Origin of the sequence: Streptomyces sp. NPDC088254 (genome assembly GCF_044740925.1) — a bacterium.
Classification (GTDB): Bacteria; Actinomycetota; Actinomycetes; order Streptomycetales; family Streptomycetaceae; genus Streptomyces.
Map to the genome: position 1 here is coordinate 327,627 of NZ_JBIURQ010000003.1, position 16,442 is coordinate 344,068.

Annotated in this window: 14 protein-coding genes; 7 read left to right on the top strand and 7 right to left on the bottom strand. The window is 71.1% G+C overall.

Annotated elements, in window-relative coordinates; all coding sequences use genetic code 11:
• Window positions 1-613: 613 nt before the first annotated feature.
• On the top strand, window positions 614-2,650 hold the full coding sequence (locus ACIOC0_RS11985; RefSeq protein WP_402154870.1) for a CDP-alcohol phosphatidyltransferase: 2,037 nt from the start codon (window positions 614-616) through the stop codon (window positions 2,648-2,650).
• Window positions 2,651-2,669: 19 nt separating this feature from the next.
• On the opposite strand, the gene dusB is transcribed toward ACIOC0_RS11985, so the two are convergent.
• The gene (gene dusB, locus ACIOC0_RS11990) at window positions 2,670-3,938 is read right to left on the bottom strand and encodes a tRNA dihydrouridine synthase DusB (protein WP_402154872.1); all 1,269 of its coding nucleotides are present in this window, start codon (window positions 3,936-3,938) and stop codon (window positions 2,670-2,672) included.
• Window positions 3,939-4,003: 65 nt separating this feature from the next.
• Between dusB and ACIOC0_RS11995 the strand changes: the two genes are divergently transcribed.
• On the top strand, window positions 4,004-5,455 hold the full coding sequence (locus ACIOC0_RS11995) for an MFS transporter (protein ID WP_402154873.1): 1,452 nt from the start codon (window positions 4,004-4,006) through the stop codon (window positions 5,453-5,455).
• Between the two features lie 22 nt (window positions 5,456-5,477).
• Here the strand turns inward: ACIOC0_RS11995 and ACIOC0_RS12000 are convergent, their stop codons facing one another.
• A complete protein-coding gene (locus tag ACIOC0_RS12000) occupies window positions 5,478-6,374 on the bottom strand; it encodes a helix-turn-helix transcriptional regulator (RefSeq protein ID WP_402154875.1) in 897 nt (298 codons plus the stop codon).
• Window positions 6,375-6,476: 102 nt separating this feature from the next.
• Between ACIOC0_RS12000 and ACIOC0_RS12005 the strand changes: the two genes are divergently transcribed.
• On the top strand, window positions 6,477-7,919 hold the full coding sequence (locus tag ACIOC0_RS12005) for an MFS transporter (RefSeq protein WP_402154877.1): 1,443 nt from the start codon (window positions 6,477-6,479) through the stop codon (window positions 7,917-7,919).
• An 18-nt stretch (window positions 7,920-7,937) separates the two neighbouring features.
• On the opposite strand, the gene ACIOC0_RS12010 is transcribed toward ACIOC0_RS12005, so the two are convergent.
• From ACIOC0_RS12010 to ACIOC0_RS12020, 3 genes are all read right to left on the bottom strand, one after another.
• On the bottom strand, window positions 7,938-8,534 hold the full coding sequence (locus ACIOC0_RS12010; RefSeq protein WP_402154879.1) for a TetR family transcriptional regulator: 597 nt from the start codon (window positions 8,532-8,534) through the stop codon (window positions 7,938-7,940).
• A 25-nt stretch (window positions 8,535-8,559) separates the two neighbouring features.
• Window positions 8,560-9,570 (bottom strand): aldo/keto reductase, encoded by a 1,011-nt coding sequence (locus tag ACIOC0_RS12015; protein WP_402154881.1) that lies wholly within the window; start codon window positions 9,568-9,570, stop codon window positions 8,560-8,562.
• Between the two features lie 175 nt (window positions 9,571-9,745).
• Window positions 9,746-11,128, bottom strand: coding sequence for a glycine--tRNA ligase (locus ACIOC0_RS12020; protein WP_352245050.1), 1,383 nt, complete (start codon window positions 11,126-11,128; stop codon window positions 9,746-9,748).
• Window positions 11,129-11,345: 217 nt separating this feature from the next.
• Here ACIOC0_RS12020 and ACIOC0_RS12025 point away from each other — a divergent pair, with 217 nt between their 5' ends.
• The 4 genes from ACIOC0_RS12025 (at window position 11,346) to ACIOC0_RS12040 (ending at window position 14,497) form a co-directional block, all read left to right on the top strand.
• Window positions 11,346-12,302, top strand: a complete 957-nt coding sequence (locus ACIOC0_RS12025) for a metal ABC transporter substrate-binding protein (protein ID WP_402154883.1) — start codon at window positions 11,346-11,348, stop codon at window positions 12,300-12,302.
• A 17-nt stretch (window positions 12,303-12,319) separates the two neighbouring features.
• Window positions 12,320-13,111, top strand: a complete 792-nt coding sequence (locus ACIOC0_RS12030; RefSeq protein WP_402154886.1) for a metal ABC transporter ATP-binding protein — start codon at window positions 12,320-12,322, stop codon at window positions 13,109-13,111.
• A complete protein-coding gene (locus ACIOC0_RS12035; RefSeq protein WP_356681156.1) occupies window positions 13,111-14,013 on the top strand; it encodes a metal ABC transporter permease in 903 nt (300 codons plus the stop codon). Before ACIOC0_RS12030 ends, ACIOC0_RS12035 begins: the two co-directional genes overlap by 1 nt.
• Window positions 14,014-14,086: 73 nt before the next feature.
• Window positions 14,087-14,497 carry a Fur family transcriptional regulator gene (locus tag ACIOC0_RS12040; RefSeq protein ID WP_402154889.1) on the top strand — a complete coding sequence of 137 codons (411 nt, stop codon included), beginning with the start codon at window positions 14,087-14,089 and terminating at the stop codon, window positions 14,495-14,497.
• Window positions 14,498-14,646: 149 nt separating this feature from the next.
• Here the strand turns inward: ACIOC0_RS12040 and ACIOC0_RS12045 are convergent, their stop codons facing one another.
• Together ACIOC0_RS12045 and recO are read right to left on the bottom strand one after the other, a co-directional pair.
• Entirely contained in the window at window positions 14,647-15,483 is an 837-nt protein-coding gene (locus ACIOC0_RS12045) for an isoprenyl transferase (protein WP_402154891.1), read from the bottom strand.
• A 24-nt stretch (window positions 15,484-15,507) separates the two neighbouring features.
• Window positions 15,508-16,254 carry a DNA repair protein RecO gene (recO, locus tag ACIOC0_RS12050; protein WP_351091170.1) on the bottom strand — a complete coding sequence of 249 codons (747 nt, stop codon included), beginning with the start codon at window positions 16,252-16,254 and terminating at the stop codon, window positions 15,508-15,510.
• Window positions 16,255-16,442: the final 188 nt, after the last annotated feature.

Sequence of the window (16,442 nt, forward strand, 5' to 3'; positions counted from 1 at the left end):
TCTCGACTCCTCGAGGACGCGGTGGCTGCCCTGACGGCGAGGAACATACCCAGATCGAAGGCTTCTGGGTACGTCCACTTGCGCGTCATGCGCCCGTAACCGGTCGCCCGCCACGGGATCGAAAGTCAAAGCTGGGCAAGCGTTGAGCAGCCAATGTTTTCACTTCTTGAACGCAAGCCTCTCGACGAGTCCCGCAAAACGCTCATCTGAGCGGCTTGCGCCACGCTTGATTTCGATCGATGAACGATCAGAGGGTGGCACTCAGTGCCAGCCCTTGAGGAAGTGCATCCGCTCATGATCCGCTCATCTGAGCGCTGCACCTATCAAGGGTGGCGAGAATCACGCTGCCATGGCCGGGCGGATTTCACCATCCGGACGACGCCCCGAAGTCGCGTGCGCACGGGAATCATGCTCGGCGGCGGACCCGTCGGCGCTGATCACGGCGGTGGACGGGGCACGGAGGGACTTGGCGGGGCGTTTGCACGGTGTTTGCCCGCCGCTGGCCGTGCGGGGTGAACACCGGCCTGGAGCAAGCCGTACGAAAGGTGGCGGATCCCATGGCCCCCTGTCGGGTCCGCCGCTCCACCCGGCTTCGTACGGAAGGACCTCTCGGGTGCCCGCCTCCACACGCTCTCGCCACCTGCCCGACCCGAAGGAACCCGAGGACCCCGAGACGACCACTGAGAATCCCGGGATCAGTGAGAAGCCCGGGACCACTGAGAAGCCTGAGAACGCCGAGACCGCCGGGACCTCCGAGACCTCGCCTGACGCCGGGAACCCCGAACCTTCGCAGGACACCGAGCCCGGGGAACCTTCGCAGGACACCGAGCCCGGAAAACCCGAGAACCTGCAAGACGCCGAAACGCCGGCGAGCGACGAGCCCACCGGGACCCCCGACCCCGCCGAAACCCCCGAGGCTTCAGCGAGCGCCGAAGACGCCGAGAACGCCTCCCGCAAGCCCCACCCGGCCTCCTTCCGGGCCCGTCTCGCGCACTGGCGTTCCTGGCGGAGCCGACATCCGCGCGCCGCGCGGGCGCTGCGCTGGACGGCGACGATCCTGTCCGCCGTGCTCGTGCTCGGCGCCCTGCTGCTGCCGAACCAGCTCCAGATGCTCCGTACGGACCAGTTCCTGCGGCTGCCCGGCGAGGCGATCATCGCGGCGGCCCTGCTGCTGGCGCTGCCGCGCAAGGCCCGGGTGGCGGTCGCCGCCGCCGGCGGGGCGATCCTCGGGGCGCTGACCGTGCTGAACCTGCTGGACATGGGCTACGCCGAGTACCTCGGCCGCACCTTCAACCCGATCCTGGACTGGGGCCTGCTGGACGACGCCCAGTCCTACGTCGCCGACTCGATGGGCGAGGCGGTCGCCGTCGGCGCGGCCGTCGGCGTGGTGCTGCTGGTCGTGGGGCTGTTCGCCTCCATGGCGCTGGCCGTGGTGCGGCTGGGCAACCTGCTGGCGGACCACCGGCAGACCGCGACCCGGGCCACGCTGGCCGCGGGCACGGTGTGGATGACCTGCTCGGCCCTCGGGCTGCAGTACACGGGCGAGCCGATCGCCCAGGACCGGGCCGCGACCGCCCTGACCGACAAGGCCAGGGAGGTGCGCAAGACCCTGCGGGACGAGGCGGCCTTCGAGAAGGAGACCCGCGTCGACGCCTTCGGGAACACGCCCCCCGCGCAACTGCTGCCCGACCTGCGCGGCAAGGACGTGATCTTCACGTTCATCGAGAGCTACGGCCGGGTCGCGCTGACGGACCCGGAGATCTCACCCGGTGTGGACCGGGCCCTCGAGGCCGGCCAGCAGGCGCTGACGAAGGCCGGTTACCGCGCCAGGAGCGGCTGGCTGACGTCCTCGACGTTCGGCGGCGGCAGCTGGCTCGGGCACTCCACCACGATGTCGGGGCTGTGGATCGACAACCAGCAGCGCTACCGCACGGTGATGAACAGCGACCATCTGAGCCTGACCAAGGCGTTCGGCAAGACCGGCGCCTGGGACACGGTCGGGATCATGCCGGGTGTGCAGAAGGCCTGGCCGGAGCAGCGGTACTACGGCCTGGACAAGGTCTACAACGCCTTCCGCATGGGGTACCAGGGGCCGGCGTTCAGCTGGTCGACCATGCCCGACCAGTACGCCCTGGAGTCGTTCCAGCGTCTGGAGCACGGCAAGGACCGCGCCAAGCCGCTGATGGCGGAGATCATCCTGACCTCCAGCCACCAGCCGTGGGCCCCGGTGCCGGAGATGGTCGACTGGAAGGACCTCGGCGACGGTTCGGTCTTCGACAGCATCGAGAAGAAGGGCCAGAAGGCCTCCGAGATCATCAACGACTCCGGCAAGTCGCGTGTGGCGTACGGCAAGTCGGTGGAGTACTCGGTGACCGCGCTGACCCAGTGGCTGGAGCGCTACGGCACCGACGACACCGTGCTGGTCTTCCTCGGCGACCACCAGCCGATCACCCGGGTCAGCGGGAACACGTCCGTGCGGGACGTGCCGGTGTCGATCGTGGCGAAGGACCCGAAGGTGCTCGACAAGATCGCCGGCTGGAAGTGGACGGACGGGCTGAAGCCCGCACCCGACGCCCCGGTGTGGAGGATGGACTCGTTCCGCGACCGCTTCCTGACGGCGTACGGCTCGACGCCGCATCCGACGAAGTGAGCGGCCGCGGCCCGGCCGGTCAGCCCCCGGACGTGTCCAGTTCCGCGTCCTCGCCGACGCCGGCGCAGTCGTAGGGGTCCTTGAGCCAGCCGTCCGGCAGCACCACCCGGTTGTTGCCGGAGGTCCGGCCGCGGGGCCCGTCGGCGCCGGCGGGCCAGGGCTGGTCGAGGTCCAGTTCGTCGAGTCCGGCGCGCAGTTCGGCCAGAGAGGAGGTGATCGCGAGCCGCCGCCGCATCTCGGAGCCGACGGCGAAGCCCTTGAGGTACCAGGCGACGTGCTTGCGGAAGTCGACCACGCCCTTGGACTCGTCGCCGATCCACTCGCCGAGCAGGCCGGCGTGCCGGAGCATGACGTCGGCGACCTCGCGCAGGGAGGGGCGCGCGATGTCCTCGGTCCGGCCCTCGAAGGCGGCGACGAGGTCCGCGAACAGCCACGGCCGGCCCAGGCAGCCGCGCCCGACGACGACGCCGTCGCAGCCGGTCTCCCGCACCATCCGCAGCGCGTCCTCGGCGGACCAGATGTCGCCGTTGCCGAGGACGGGGATCTCCGGGACGTGTTCCTTCAGCCGGGCGATGGCCTCCCAGTCGGCGGTGCCGCCGTAGTGCTGGGCGGCCGTGCGGCCGTGCAGGGCGATGGCGGTGACGCCCTCCTCGACGGCGATGCGGCCGGCGTCGAGGTAGGTGATGTGGTCGTCGTCGATGCCCTTGCGCATCTTCATCGTCACCGGGAGGTCCCCGGCGCCGCTGACCGCCTCGCGCAGGATGGCGCGCAGCAGGTGGCGCTTGTACGGCAGGGCCGAGCCGCCGCCCTTCCTGGTCACCTTGGGGACGGGGCAGCCGAAGTTGAGGTCGATGTGGTCGGCGAGGCCCTCCTCCGCGATCATGCGGACGGCCTTGCCGACGGTCGCGGGGTCGACGCCGTACAGCTGGATCGAGCGCGGCTTCTCGGTCGCGTCGAAGTGGATCAGCTGCATGGTCTTCTCGTTGCGTTCGACCAGCGCGCGGGTGGTGATCATCTCGCTCACGAACAGGCCCTTGAGGCCGCCGTCGCCGCCCTTCGCCTCGCCTCCGGCGAAGCCCTCGCCTCCGGTGGGGCTCTCGTCTCCGGTGGAGCCTCCGCCGCCGGCCGAGCCTTCGTCCCCGAAGCCCGCGCCTTCGGCGAAGTGCCTGCACAGGGTGCGGAAGGGGGCGTTGGTGATGCCGGCCATCGGGGCCAGCACGACGGGGGTCCGGACGGTGTGCGGGCCGATCTGCAGCGTCGTGTTCTTGGTGGGCGCGGTCGTGGGCATCCCCCCATTCTCACCCACCGCATGGCGGGACGACGATATTCATTAGTTAGGCGTACTATGCATGCATGCCCGAGCTCAGCCACCGCCGACGTCTGCTCGTCCTCGCGATCTGCTGCATGAGCCTGCTGATCGTGAGCCTGGACAACACCGTCCTCAATGTGGCGCTGCCCGCCGTGCAGCGCGACCTGCACGCCTCCACCGCCGGTCTGCAGTGGACCATCGACGCCTACACACTGGTCCTGGCCGCGCTGCTGATGCTCGCGGGTTCGACCGCGGACCGGATCGGCCGCCGGAAGGTGTTCCTGGCGGGCCTGGTGCTGTTCTCGGCCGGGTCCCTGCTCTGTTCCCTCGCGCCGAACCTGGAGCTGTTGATCGCGGCGCGGATGGTGCAGGCCGTCGGCGGGTCGATGCTCAACCCGGTCGCCATGTCGATCATCACCAACACCTTCACCGACCCTCGCGAGCGCGCCCGCGCGATCGGCGCGTGGGGCGCTGTCGTCGGCATCTCGATGGCGGCGGGCCCGCTGGTGGGCGGGGTGCTGGTGGAGTCCGTCGGCTGGCGCTCCATCTTCTGGCTCAACCTGCCGGTCGGCCTCGCCGCCCTGCTGCTCACCCTCCGGTTCGTCCCGGAGTCCCGGGCCCCCAAGGCCCGCCGCCCCGACCCGGTCGGCCAGTTGCTGGTCATCACCCTCTTCGGCTCGCTGACGTACGCGATCATCGAGGCGCCGACGGCCGGGGCCGCCACCAGCCTGCCCTTCGGGGCGGTCGCGCTGGCCGCCCTGGCCGGGCTGCTGCGCTACGAGCCGCGGCGCGAGGAGCCCCTCATCGACCTGCGGTTCTTCCGGTCGGCGCCCTTCACCGGGGCCACGGTGATAGCGGTCAGCGCCTTCGCCGCGCTCGGCGGCTTCCTGTTCCTGTCAACGCTCTACCTGCAGAACGTGCGCGGTCTGGACGCCCTGCACGCCGGTCTGTGGATGCTGCCGATGGCGCTGCCCACGTTCCTGTGCGCGCCGCTGTCCGGGCGGCTCGTCGGCAGTACGGGACCGCGGCTGCCGCTGCTCGTCGCCGGGGCGGCGATGACGGCGAGCGCGGTGCTGTTCGCCGCGTTCGACGCGGAGACCTCCGACGGCACACTGTTCCTCGGGTACGCCCTGTTCGGCATCGGCTTCGGATTCGTCAACGCGCCGATCACCAACACGGCGGTGTCCGGCATGCCCCGCGCCCAGGCGGGCGTCGCCGCCGCCGTCGCCTCCACCAGCCGTCAGCTGGGGCAGACCCTCGGCGTCGCGGTGGTCGGCGCGCTGCTGGCGGCGGGCGTCGGGAGTTCCTCGTACCGGGAGGCGTTCGTGTCCGCCGCGACGCCGGGATGGTGGGTCCTGACCGCCTGCGGCCTCGCCGTCCTCACCGTCGGCGCGGCCACCACGGGCCCCTGGGCCCGCGGCACCGCCGAACGGGCCGCGGCGCAGTTGGACGCCGAGGAGATCAAGGAGGCGGTGGGCGCCCCGGGTTCGCGCTGAGCGGACCGGCCCGGCCCGGCGCTCACGCCGCCGGCACGGCGGGCGCCTCGCGGCAGGCGATCTCGTGCAGCAGCTCCAGCCGCCTCCTCGACTCCTCGTCCACCGGCGTGTAGGTCACCATCCGCGCGCCCTGTTCCGGCCGGAGCCAGAGATCGACGTGGTGCAGGGTGAGCGGGCCCACGTGGTGGTTGACGAAGTACTTGGTCCGGCTGCGGGCGCTGACGACCTCGTAGCGCTCCCAGTTCTCGCGGAACTCCGGTGACTCCGTCTGGAGCCGCTTGACCAGCATCTTCCAGGCCGGCTCGGTGAGGTGGCCGGCCATCGCGGCACGCAGCTTGGCGGCCATCAGCCGCATCGTCTCCTCCAGGCGGACGACGGACGCGCGCCAGTCGGGGTGGGTGTGGACGAGGAGCATGCAGTTGCGGTCCTCGGGCGGGATCGCGTCGAGGTCGCCCATGAGACGGGCGTAGGTGCGGTTGTAGGCGAGGATGTCGTAGCGGCTGTTCTGGACGCAGGCCGGGAGGGGTTCGAACTGGCGCAGCGTCTCGCGCAGGGCGTCGCTGACACCTTCGCAGGCCGCGGTGGGCGCCGGATCGGTGGCGGCGGCCAGCTGGAAGAGGTGGGCGCGTTCGCTCGCGTCGAGCATCAGGGTGCGGGCCAGGGCGTCCAGGACCTGTACGGAGACCTGGATGTCCCGGGCCTGTTCGAGCCACGTGTACCAGGTGACCCCGACCGCGGAGAGCTGGGCCACCTCCTCGCGCCGCAGACCGGGCGTGCGCCGGCGGGCGCCGCGCGGCAGGCCGACCTCTTCCGGGGTGATCCGCTCGCGGCGGCTGCGCAGGAAGGCCGCGAGCTCGTGGCGGCGGATCTCCGCGCCGCCCTCCGTGCGTCCGGCCGCGTCCTGGACCATCGTCGTCATGCCTCCAGCCTGCCGCCCCGCGGATCCTGGTTCCAGGTGGCGCTGCTACCAGGATAAGGAGACTCTGGTACCCCTTTGGGGGTCGGGAGCAGGCTCGGCCCCGTGACTGACACTCTGACCACGACGCCTTCGGCCGCGCCACGGTCGGCCCCGGCCGCGGATTCCCGTGCGCTGGGCCCGCTGGGACTCCTCACCGTCCTGCTGGGCGCGGCACTGCCCCTCATCGACTTCTTCATCGTCAACGTCGCCCTCCCCTCGCTCGCCGCCGACCTTTCCGCGAGCGAGTCCGTCCTCGAACTCGTCGTCGCCGGCTACGGGGTGGCGTACGCCGTCCTGCTCGTCCTCGGCGGGCGGCTCGGCGACCTGTTCGGGCGGCGCCGGCTCTTCCTGGCCGGCATGGCCGCCTTCGGTCTGACCTCGCTGGCCTGCGGACTCGCGCCCGGCGCCTGGGGGCTGGTCGCCGCGCGGGTCGCGCAGGGCGCGGCGGCCGCCGCGATGGTGCCGCAGGTGCTGGCCACCATCCAGGCGGCCACCGAGGGCCCGCGCCGGGCCCGGGCGATGAGCCTGTACGGCGCGACCGCCGGCCTGTCGATGGTGGCGGGCCAGATCCTGGGCGGCGTCCTGGTCGCCGCCGACATCGCCGGCGTCGGCTGGCGCTCGGTCTTCCTGGTGAACGTGCCCGTCGTGGCCGTCGGCCTGGCGCTGGCCGTGCGCAGCGTCCCGGAGACCCGCTCGCGGCGGCCGGAGCCGGTGGACGGCCCCGGCACGGTGCTGCTGGCCGTGACCCTGCTGACGTTGCTGGCCCCGCTCACCGAGGGCCGGGCGGCGGGCTGGCCGCTGTGGACGTGGCTGTCGCTGGCCGCGTCCCCGCTCGCGGCGGCGGCCTTCGTCGCGGTGGAGCGCCGGGCGGACCGGCTCGGCCGTACGCCGCTGGTGCCGCCGAGCCTGTTCGCGCTCACCACGCTGCGCCGAGGGCTGATGATCATGGCGCCGCTCGCGATCGGGTTCAGCGGGTTCATGTTCGTCCTGGCGGTTGCCCTCCAGGAGGGGGCCGGGCTGGGACCGGTGCGGGCCGGGCTGTCGCTCGCGCCGATGGCGGTGGCGTTCTTCGCGGCCTCGCTCGCCGGGCCCCGGCTGGTGGCCCGCTTCGGCGCCCGCGTGGTGACGGCGGGTGCGGTGGCGCAGTTCGCCGGCGTGGGCCTGATCATGGCGGCGGTGTGGCAGGGCTGGCCGGAGCCGGGGTTCCTGGCGCTGCTGCCGGGCACGGCGGTGGCGGGTGCGGGGCAGGCGCTGCAGTTGCCGGTGGTGATGCGGATCGTGATGTCCGAGGTGCCGCCGGACCGCGCGGGCGTCGGCAGCGGTGTCATGGTGACGACGCAGCAGGCCTCGCTGGCCCTGGGCGTGGCCACGCTGGGCACGCTGTTCCTCTCCCTTGCCCCGGGATGGGGGATGCGGGACGCGACGCTGGTGACGTTGGCCGTCCAGCTTGCCGCGATCGTCCTGACCGGGCTGCTGAGCCTGCGCCTGCCGCGCGGGGTGCGGTGAGCGGAGGGTGCTGGGGGCTCAGGCTGCTCGGAGGGCTCTCAGCAGGAGGTCCACCAGGGCGGTGAAGTCCGCGTCGGCTTCCGGGCGTTGCCAGACCTTGGCGTAGCCGGGGTCGTGGAAGCGGGCGGTGGCGTGGAAGACGGTGCGGGCCTCGGCCGCGGGGTCGGTGGCGGTGAAGACGCCGGCGGCGACGCCCGCCTCGATGATCCGGGTGAGCTGTCCGGTCAGCTCGGCCAGGTGCTCGCCGACCACCGCGCCGGCCTCGCCGGTCAGCACCTGGTAGGTGGCGAACAGTTCGGGATCGTCCCCCGCCTTGCGGCGCTTGGCCTCGAAGAGGGTCGCCAGCCAGACGCGCAGCCGGGTCTGCGGGTCGCGCCCCTCGTCGGCGGCGATGCCGGCGAGGTCCTGCGAGGCGCGGTCCAGCCAGCGCTTGGTCACCGCCTCGCGCAGCGCCGCCTTGGTGCGGAAGTGGCGGTAGACGCTGCCGTGGCTGACGCCGAGCGCGCGGGCCACGTCCACCACGGTGGCCTTGGCCGGGCCGTGGCGGCGCAGCACCTCCTCGGTGGCTTCGAGGATGCGCTCGGCGGTCAGGGTCTCGGAGGTCTGCGGTGCCATGCTCCGACCGTACCGGGAGCGCGGATCAGCGTTCGCTGTCGAGGTGCGCCATCGCGGCCGGCGCGTACCGCTCGCCGGCGGCCGCGTCGGCCGGCACGGCCGCCTCGATCGCCGCGAGGTCGTCCGCGTCGAGGACGACGTCCAGCGCGCCCAGCGACTCCGTCAGCCGCTCCCGGGTGCGGGCGCCGATCAGCGGGACGATGTCCTCGCCCTGGGCCAGGACCCAGGCGATGGCGATCTGGGCGACGGAGACGCCCTTCTGCTCGGCGATCTTCCGCAGCGACTCCACCAGGGTCAGGTTGTGCCGGAGGTTGTCGCCCTGGAAGCGGGGCGCGTGGGCGCGGAAGTCGTTCGCGGCGAGCTGCCGGTCGGCCGAGAAATGCCCGGAGATCAGACCCCGGGACAGCACTCCGTAAGCGGTGACGGAGATGCCGAGCTCGCGGAGGGTGGGGAGGATCTCCCGTTCGATGCCGCGGGTGATCAGGCCGTACTCGATCTGGAGGTCGGCGATCGGGGCGGTGGCGGCGGCCCTGCGGATCGTCTCGGCGCCGACCTCGCTCAGGCCGATGTGGCGGACGTACCCCTTCTCGACGAGTTCGGCGATGGCGCCGACGGTCTCCTCGATGGGGACGTCCGGGTCCAGGCGGGCGATGCGGTAGACGTCGATGTGGTCGACGCCGAGGCGCTGGAGGGAGTAGGCGGCGAAGTTGCGCACGGCGGCCGGGCGGCCGTCGTAGCCGGACCAGGCGCCGTCCGGGCCGCGCAGCGCGCCGAACTTCACGCTGATCAGAGCCTGTTCACGGCGAGCGACGGGCGCGGTGCGCAGGGCCTCGCCGATGAGCAGTTCGTTGTGGCCCATGCCGTAGAAGTCGCCGGTGTCGAGCAGGGTCACGCCGGCCTCCAGGGCGGCGTGGACGGTGGCGATCGACTCGGTGCGGTCCGCGTCGCCGTACAGCGCCGACATGCCCATGCAGCCGAGGCCGAGGGCAAAGACGCGGGGGCCGGTCGTTCCGAGGGTGCGGGTCTCAAGGGTCATGGGATCCAGCCTGACATGACAGCTGACAGATTTCAATATTTGTCATCTGTCATCAAACCTCCACGCCGACACCTCGGCCCCGCGCCGGACATGCCCCGAATGACCGAAGGCCCCGGTTCCGAAACAGAACGTTCCGGAACCGGGGCCTTCGCAGCCCGGTCAGAGGCGATACGCGTCAGCAGCCGACCAGACGGCTCGCGAGGTAGCCCTCGATCTGGTCCAGCGACACGCGCTCCTGCTTCATGGAGTCACGCTCGCGCACCGTCACCGCGTTGTCCTCGAGGGTGTCGAAGTCGACGGTGACGCAGTACGGCGTGCCGATCTCGTCCTGGCGGCGGTAGCGGCGGCCGATCGCGCCGGCGTCGTCGAACTCGATGTTCCAGTTCTGGCGCAGCGCCTGGGCGAGGCCCTTGGCCTTCGGGGACAGCTCCGGGTTGCGGGAGAGCGGGAGCACCGCGACCTTCACCGGGGCGAGGCGGTGGTCCAGGCGCAGCACCGTGCGCTTCTCCAGCTTGCCCTTGGCGTTGGGGGCCTCGTCCTCGACGTAGGCGTCCAGCAGGAACGCCAGCATCGCGCGGCCGACGCCGGCCGCCGGCTCGATGACGTACGGCGTCCAGCGCTCCTGGGCCTCCTGGTCGAAGTAGGAGAGGTCCTGGCCGGAGGCCTTCGAGTGGGCGCCGAGGTCGTAGTCGGTGCGGTTGGCGACGCCCTCGAGCTCGCCCCACTCGTTGCCGCCGAACTGGAAGCGGTACTCGATGTCAGCGGTGCGCTTGGAGTAGTGGGAGAGCTTCTCCTTCGGGTGCTCGTACCACCGCATGTTCTCCTCGCGCAGGCCCAGACCGGTGTACCAGTTCCAGCGCTGCTCCATCCAGTACTCCTGCCACTGCTCGTCCTCGCCCGGCTTGACGAAGAACTCCATCTCCATCTGCTCGAACTCGCGGGTGCGGAAGATGAAGTTGCCGGGCGTGATCTCGTTGCGGAAGGACTTGCCCATCTGCGCGATGCCGAACGGCGGCTTGCGGCGCGAAGTGGTCTGCACCTGGGCGAAGTTGGTGAAGATGCCCTGGGCGGTCTCGGGGCGCAGGTAGGCGACGGAGCCGGAGTCCTGCGTGGGGCCGAGGTGGGTGGAGAGCAGGCCCGAGAACTGCTTGGGCTCGGTGAAGGTGCCCTTGTTGCCGCAGTTGGGGCAGTTCAGGTCCGCCAGTCCGTTCTCCGGGAGGCGGTTGTGCTTGGCCTCGTAGGCCTCCTCCAGGTGGTCCGCGCGGAACCGCTTGTGGCAGGAGGTGCACTCGGTGAGGGGGTCGGTGAAGGTGGCGACGTGGCCCGACGCGACCCAGACCTCGGGGGCCAGGATGACGGACGAGTCGAGGCCGACCACGTCCTCGCGCGACGTCACCATGTAGCGCCACCACTGGCGCTTCAGGTTCTCCTTGAGCTCGACACCCAGCGGTCCGTAGTCCCAGGCGGCGCGCTGGCCGCCGTAGATCTCACTACAAGGGAATACGAAGCCACGGCGCTTGCTCAGGCTGACGATGGTGTCGATCTTGTCGGCGGCCACGGTGCTCTCTTCATAACGACGACGAATACTGACGGGTGCGGCGCGTAGCGCCTCGATGAGGGGTGGTGGTCGGGAGACGGGCGGGCGAAGCGAGATGCTTCCAGCGAATGCTTCAGCGTACCGGCGGTGCCTGCCCCTCAATCAAATCGGTCCACTGCTCAGACCGTGACGAATCGCTTGTTGACAACGGTTTCCATCATTGTTGAAAATGACTGTCATGAACGTACGACGCCTCATACCGGGCACCGCGGTCGCGGCGGTCACCGCCCTCGGCCTCACCACCCTCACCGCCTGCTCCGGCCAGAGCGCCGCGGCGGGCAACACGGACAAGTTCGACGTCGTCGCGTCGTTCTACCCGATGGCCTTCCTCGCCGAGCGCATAGGCGGCGGCCACGTCCACGTCAGCAGCCTCACCGGGCCCGGCCAGGAACCGCACGACCTGGAGCTCAGCACCCGGCAGCGAGTCCAGGTCGAAGAGGCCGACGCGCTCCTGTACCTCAAGAACCTCCAGCCCGCCGTCGACGACGCGGTGGCCCAGTCCGAGGTCAAGACGAAGATCGACGCCGCGAAGCTCACCACGCTGGAACAGCACGGCAGCGAGGTCGGCGGCCACGCGGCCGAGCACGACCACGAGCACGGCGAGGAGGAAGCCGGCCTCGACCCTCACATATGGCTCGACCCGGTCAGGTACGCCGAGGTCGCCAAGGGCGTCGGCGCGGCCTTCGAGAAGGCCGACCCCGGCCACGCGGCCGACTACAAGAAGAACACCGCCGCCCTCGTCTCCGAACTGGACGCCCTGAACACCCAGTTCAAGACCGGTCTCGCGAACACCCGGACCAAGGTCTTCATCACCACCCACGCCGCCTTCGGCTACCTCGCCGAGCGCTACGGCCTGACCGAGGAGGCCATCAGCGGCCTCGACCCCGAGTCGGAGCCGAGTGCCGCCCGCGTCCGCGAACTTGAGAAGATGGCGAAGGCCGACGGCGTCTCGACCGTGTTCTACGAGACCCTCGTCAGCGACAAGACCGCCAAGACCGTCGCCAAGGACGCCGGACTGAGGACGGACGTCCTCGACCCGATCGAGGGCATCACCGGGAAGTCCCGCGGCAAGGACTACTTCGCGGTCCAGAAAGCCAACCTCAAGGCGCTGCAGACGGCCCTGGGAACCAAGTGATCTCTACGGAGGGCGTCATGGACACCGGCGTCACAGAGGGCGAACGCGAGCCCGTCATCACCCTCGAAGGGGTCCGCGCGGAACTGGGCTCACGCCCCGTCCTGCGCGGCATCGACCTGACCGTACGGCGCGGCGAGGTCGTCGCGCTGCTCGGCGCGAACGGCTCCGGCAAGTCCACCGCCGTGCGCACCGTCATCGGCCAGGTCCCGGTCACCGCCGGCCGGATCGAGCTGTTCGGCGCCGACCGCGGGCGCTTCCGCGAGTGGCGGCGCGTGGGCTACGTACCGCAGCGCACCACCGCCGCCGGCGGCGTCCCCGCCACCGTCACCGAGGTCGTCTCCTCCGGCCGGCTGTCCCGGGCCCGCTTCGGCATCCTGCGCAAGGCCGACCACCAGGCCGTGACCCGCGCCCTGGACCTCGTCGGCATGGCCGACCGGGCCAAGGACTCCGTGAACGCCCTCTCCGGCGGCCAGCACCAGCGGGTGCTGATCGCCCGCGCGCTCGCCGCCGAACCCGAACTGCTGATCATGGACGAGCCGATGGCGGGCGTCGACCTCGCCAGCCAGGAAGTCCTCGCCCGTACCCTGGAGAAGCAGGTCGCCCAGGGTGCCACGGTCCTGCTCGTCCTGCACGAACTCGGCCCGCTGGAACCCCTCATCGACCGCGCCGTCGTCCTGCGCGACGGCTGCGTGACGCACGACGGCCCGCCCCCGCGCGCGGTCGGCCAGCACGCCCTGCCCGGCCACGACCACGTACACCCGCACGCGCCGGCGGGCGCCGAACCGATCCGCACGGGACTGCTGAGCTGATGGACTTCTTGAACTACGCCTTCATGCAGCGGGCGCTGCTCGCCGCCGTCCTGGTCGGCGTCACCGCCCCCGCCGTCGGCATCTACCTCGTCCAGCGCCGCCAGGCCCTCATGGGCGACGGTATCGGCCATGTCGCGATGACCGGCGTCGGCCTCGGCTTCCTGCTGACCTGGTCCCCGGTGTGGATGGCCACCGCCGTCTCCGTCCTCGGCGCGGTCCTCATGGAACTGATCCGCTGGTACGGCCGCACCCGCGGCGACATCGCCCTGGCGATGCTCTTCTACGGCGGCATGGCCGGCGGCGTGATGTTCATCAACCTCGCGCCGACCGGCTCCAACGCCAACCTGAACTCCTACCTCTTCGGCTCCCTGTCGACCGTGTCGGAGTCCGACGTCACCGCGATCTGCGTACTCGCCGCCTTCGTCGTCCTCGTCACCCTGGGCCTGCGCCGGCACCTGTTCGCCGTCAGCCAGGACGAGGAGTTCGCCCGGGTGACCGGACTGCCCGTGCGTGCCCTGAACCTGCTGACCGCGGTCACCGCCGCCGTCACGGTGACCGTCGCCATGCGGGTCGTCGGACTCCTGCTGGTCTCCGCGCTGATGGTGGTCCCGGTCGCGGCGGCCCAGCAGCTCACCCGCAGCTTCACGGCGACGTTCGCCGTCGCCGTGGCCATCGGCGTCACCGTCACCCTCGGCGGCACCGTCACCTCGTACTACCAGGACGTCCCGCCCGGCGCGACGATCGTGCTGCTCACCATCGGCGCGTTCATCGCCCTGACCGCGCTCGCCGCCCCGCTCGCCCGACGACGCGCCCGCGCGGCCGCCGCCGCCCAGCCCGCCGGGGACCCCGCGGAGTGCGCGATTCCGGCCACCAGGGAAGCGGGTGACGGCATCGGCGTCTGACCGCACCCGGCCCGGGCTGGCACAATGGCCCGGCAAGCCGCAGACGTGAACCGAGCCAACGGAGGAGGCAACGGTGACGACCGCTGGACCGCCCGTGAAGGGCCGCGCCACCAGGCAGCGTGCCGCAGTGGCGGCGGCGCTCGACGAGGTCGATGAGTTCCGCAGCGCGCAGGAACTCCACGACATGCTCAAACACAAGGGCGACTCGGTCGGACTGACGACGGTCTACCGCACCCTCCAGTCCCTCGCCGACGCCGGCGAGGTCGACGTCCTGCGCACCTCCGACGGCGAGTCCGTCTACCGCCGCTGCTCCAGCGGCGACCACCACCACCACCTTGTCTGCCGCAGCTGCGGCAAGGCGGTCGAGGTCGAGGGCCCCGCGGTGGAGACGTGGGCGGAGGCCATCGCCTCGGAGCACGGGTTCGTGAACGTGGCGCACACGGTGGAGATCTTCGGGACCTGTGCGGAGTGCTCCGCGGGTTGAGCCGTGCTCTTGAGCGGGGCGTTCGGGGCGCGGTGCCTGGGGGCTGTGCCCCCAGACCCCCTTCGGCCCTGGACGGGCCTCGTCCTCAAACTCCCCAGAGGGGGGACCCCCAGACGGGCTGGTGAGCCCAGCCCGGTCGGAGAGTGCTGCTACTCCCCTTGCCTGCCCTCCATCGCCAAGAGCTCCTCGTTGGGGATGGCTCCGCCGAAGCGGCGGTCGCGGGAGGCGTATTCGATGCAGGCGCGCCACAGGTCGCGGCGGTCGAAGTCGGGCCACAGGACGTCCTGGAAGACCAGCTCGGCGTACGCGCTCTGCCAGAGCAGGTAGTTGGACGTGCGCTGCTCGCCGCTGGGCCGCAGGAACATGTCGACGTCCGGCATGTCCGGGTAGTACAGGTACTTCTGCAGCGTCTTCTCGTTGACCTTCGACGGGTCGAGACGGCCCGCCTTCACGTCCTCGGCGAGGGCCTGCGCGGCGTCGGCGATCTCGGCGCGGCCGCCGTAGTTCATGCAGAAGTACAGGGTGAGCCGGTCGTTGTCCTTGGTCTGCTCCTGGGCGATCTGGAGCTCCTTGGCGACCGACTTCCACAGCTTGGGCATGCGGCCGACCCAGCGCACCCGGATGCCCAGTTCGTCGAGCTGGTCGCGGGTCTTGCGGATGAAGTCGCGGTTGAAGTTCATCAGGAAGCGCACCTCGTCGGGCGAACGCTTCCAGTTCTCGGTGGAGAAGGCGTACAGGGAGATGTTCTTCACACCGATCTCGACCGCGCCCTGGAGCACGTCGAGCACTCGCTCGGCACCGACCTTGTGCCCCTCGGTGCGGGGCAGACCGCGCTCCTTCGCCCAGCGGCCGTTGCCGTCCATGACGATCGCCACGTGCTCCGGAACCAGCTCACCTGGCACCTTCGGCGCGCGGGCGCCGGACGGGTGCGGTTCCGGCGCCTTGTACTCCCGACGCTGCCGCCCCAGGAACCCGCGTACCACCATGTGTGTCTTCTCTCCTCTAGCCGCTTACTTCTCTACGTACCGAAGGGAGCGCAGGCCGCGCTCCATGTGCCAGTGCAGGTAGGCGGAGACCAGTCCGCTGCCCTCCCGGACGTGGCGTGCCTCGCACGCGTCCGCCGTCTCCCAGTCTCCCGTGAGCAGCGCGCCCAGCAGTTCCAGGGTCTGCGGCGAGGGTACGACGCTGCCGGGGACCCGGCAGTCGGCGCAGACGGAACCGCCGGAGGCCACGGAGAAGAACCGGTTCGGGCCGGGCATGCCGCACTTGGCGCAGTCGCCGAAGCTGGGCGCGTAGCCGTTGACGGCGAGGGAGCGCAGCAGGAACGCGTCGAGGACGAGATGGGGGGCGTGCTCGCCCCGGGCCAGCGTCCTCAGGGCGCCCACGAGCAGCAGGTACTGCTGCACGGCCGGCTCGCCCTCGTGGTCGGTGAACCGCTCGGCGGTCTCCAGCATGGCGGTGCCGGCGGTGTAGCGGGCGTAGTCGCTGACGATGCCGCCGCCGTACGGCGCGATGGTCTCGCTCTGCGTGCACAGCGGCAGCCCACGGCCGACCAGCTCGCTGCCCCGCGCGAAGAACTGCACGTCCACATGCGAGAACGGCTCCAGCCGCGCCCCGAACTTCGACTTGGTCCGCCGCACCCCCCGAGCGACCGCCCGCACCCGCCCGTGCCCCCGCGTGAGCAACGTGATGATGCGGTCGGCTTCGCCGAGCTTCTGCGTGCGAAGAACGACGCCGTCATCCCGGAACAGACTCATCGGACACCGCCGCAGGCCTGCTGGGGGTGCGGGGGTCGCCCCCCGCAACGACGCAGCATGATGCGGTCGGCCTCGCCGAGCTTCTGCGTGCGAAGAACGACGCCGTCATCCCGGAACAGACTCATCGGACACCGCTGTCGAACAGGCTCATGGGTTCATTCTCGCCCATGCCGGGAGGGGGGTGGGCG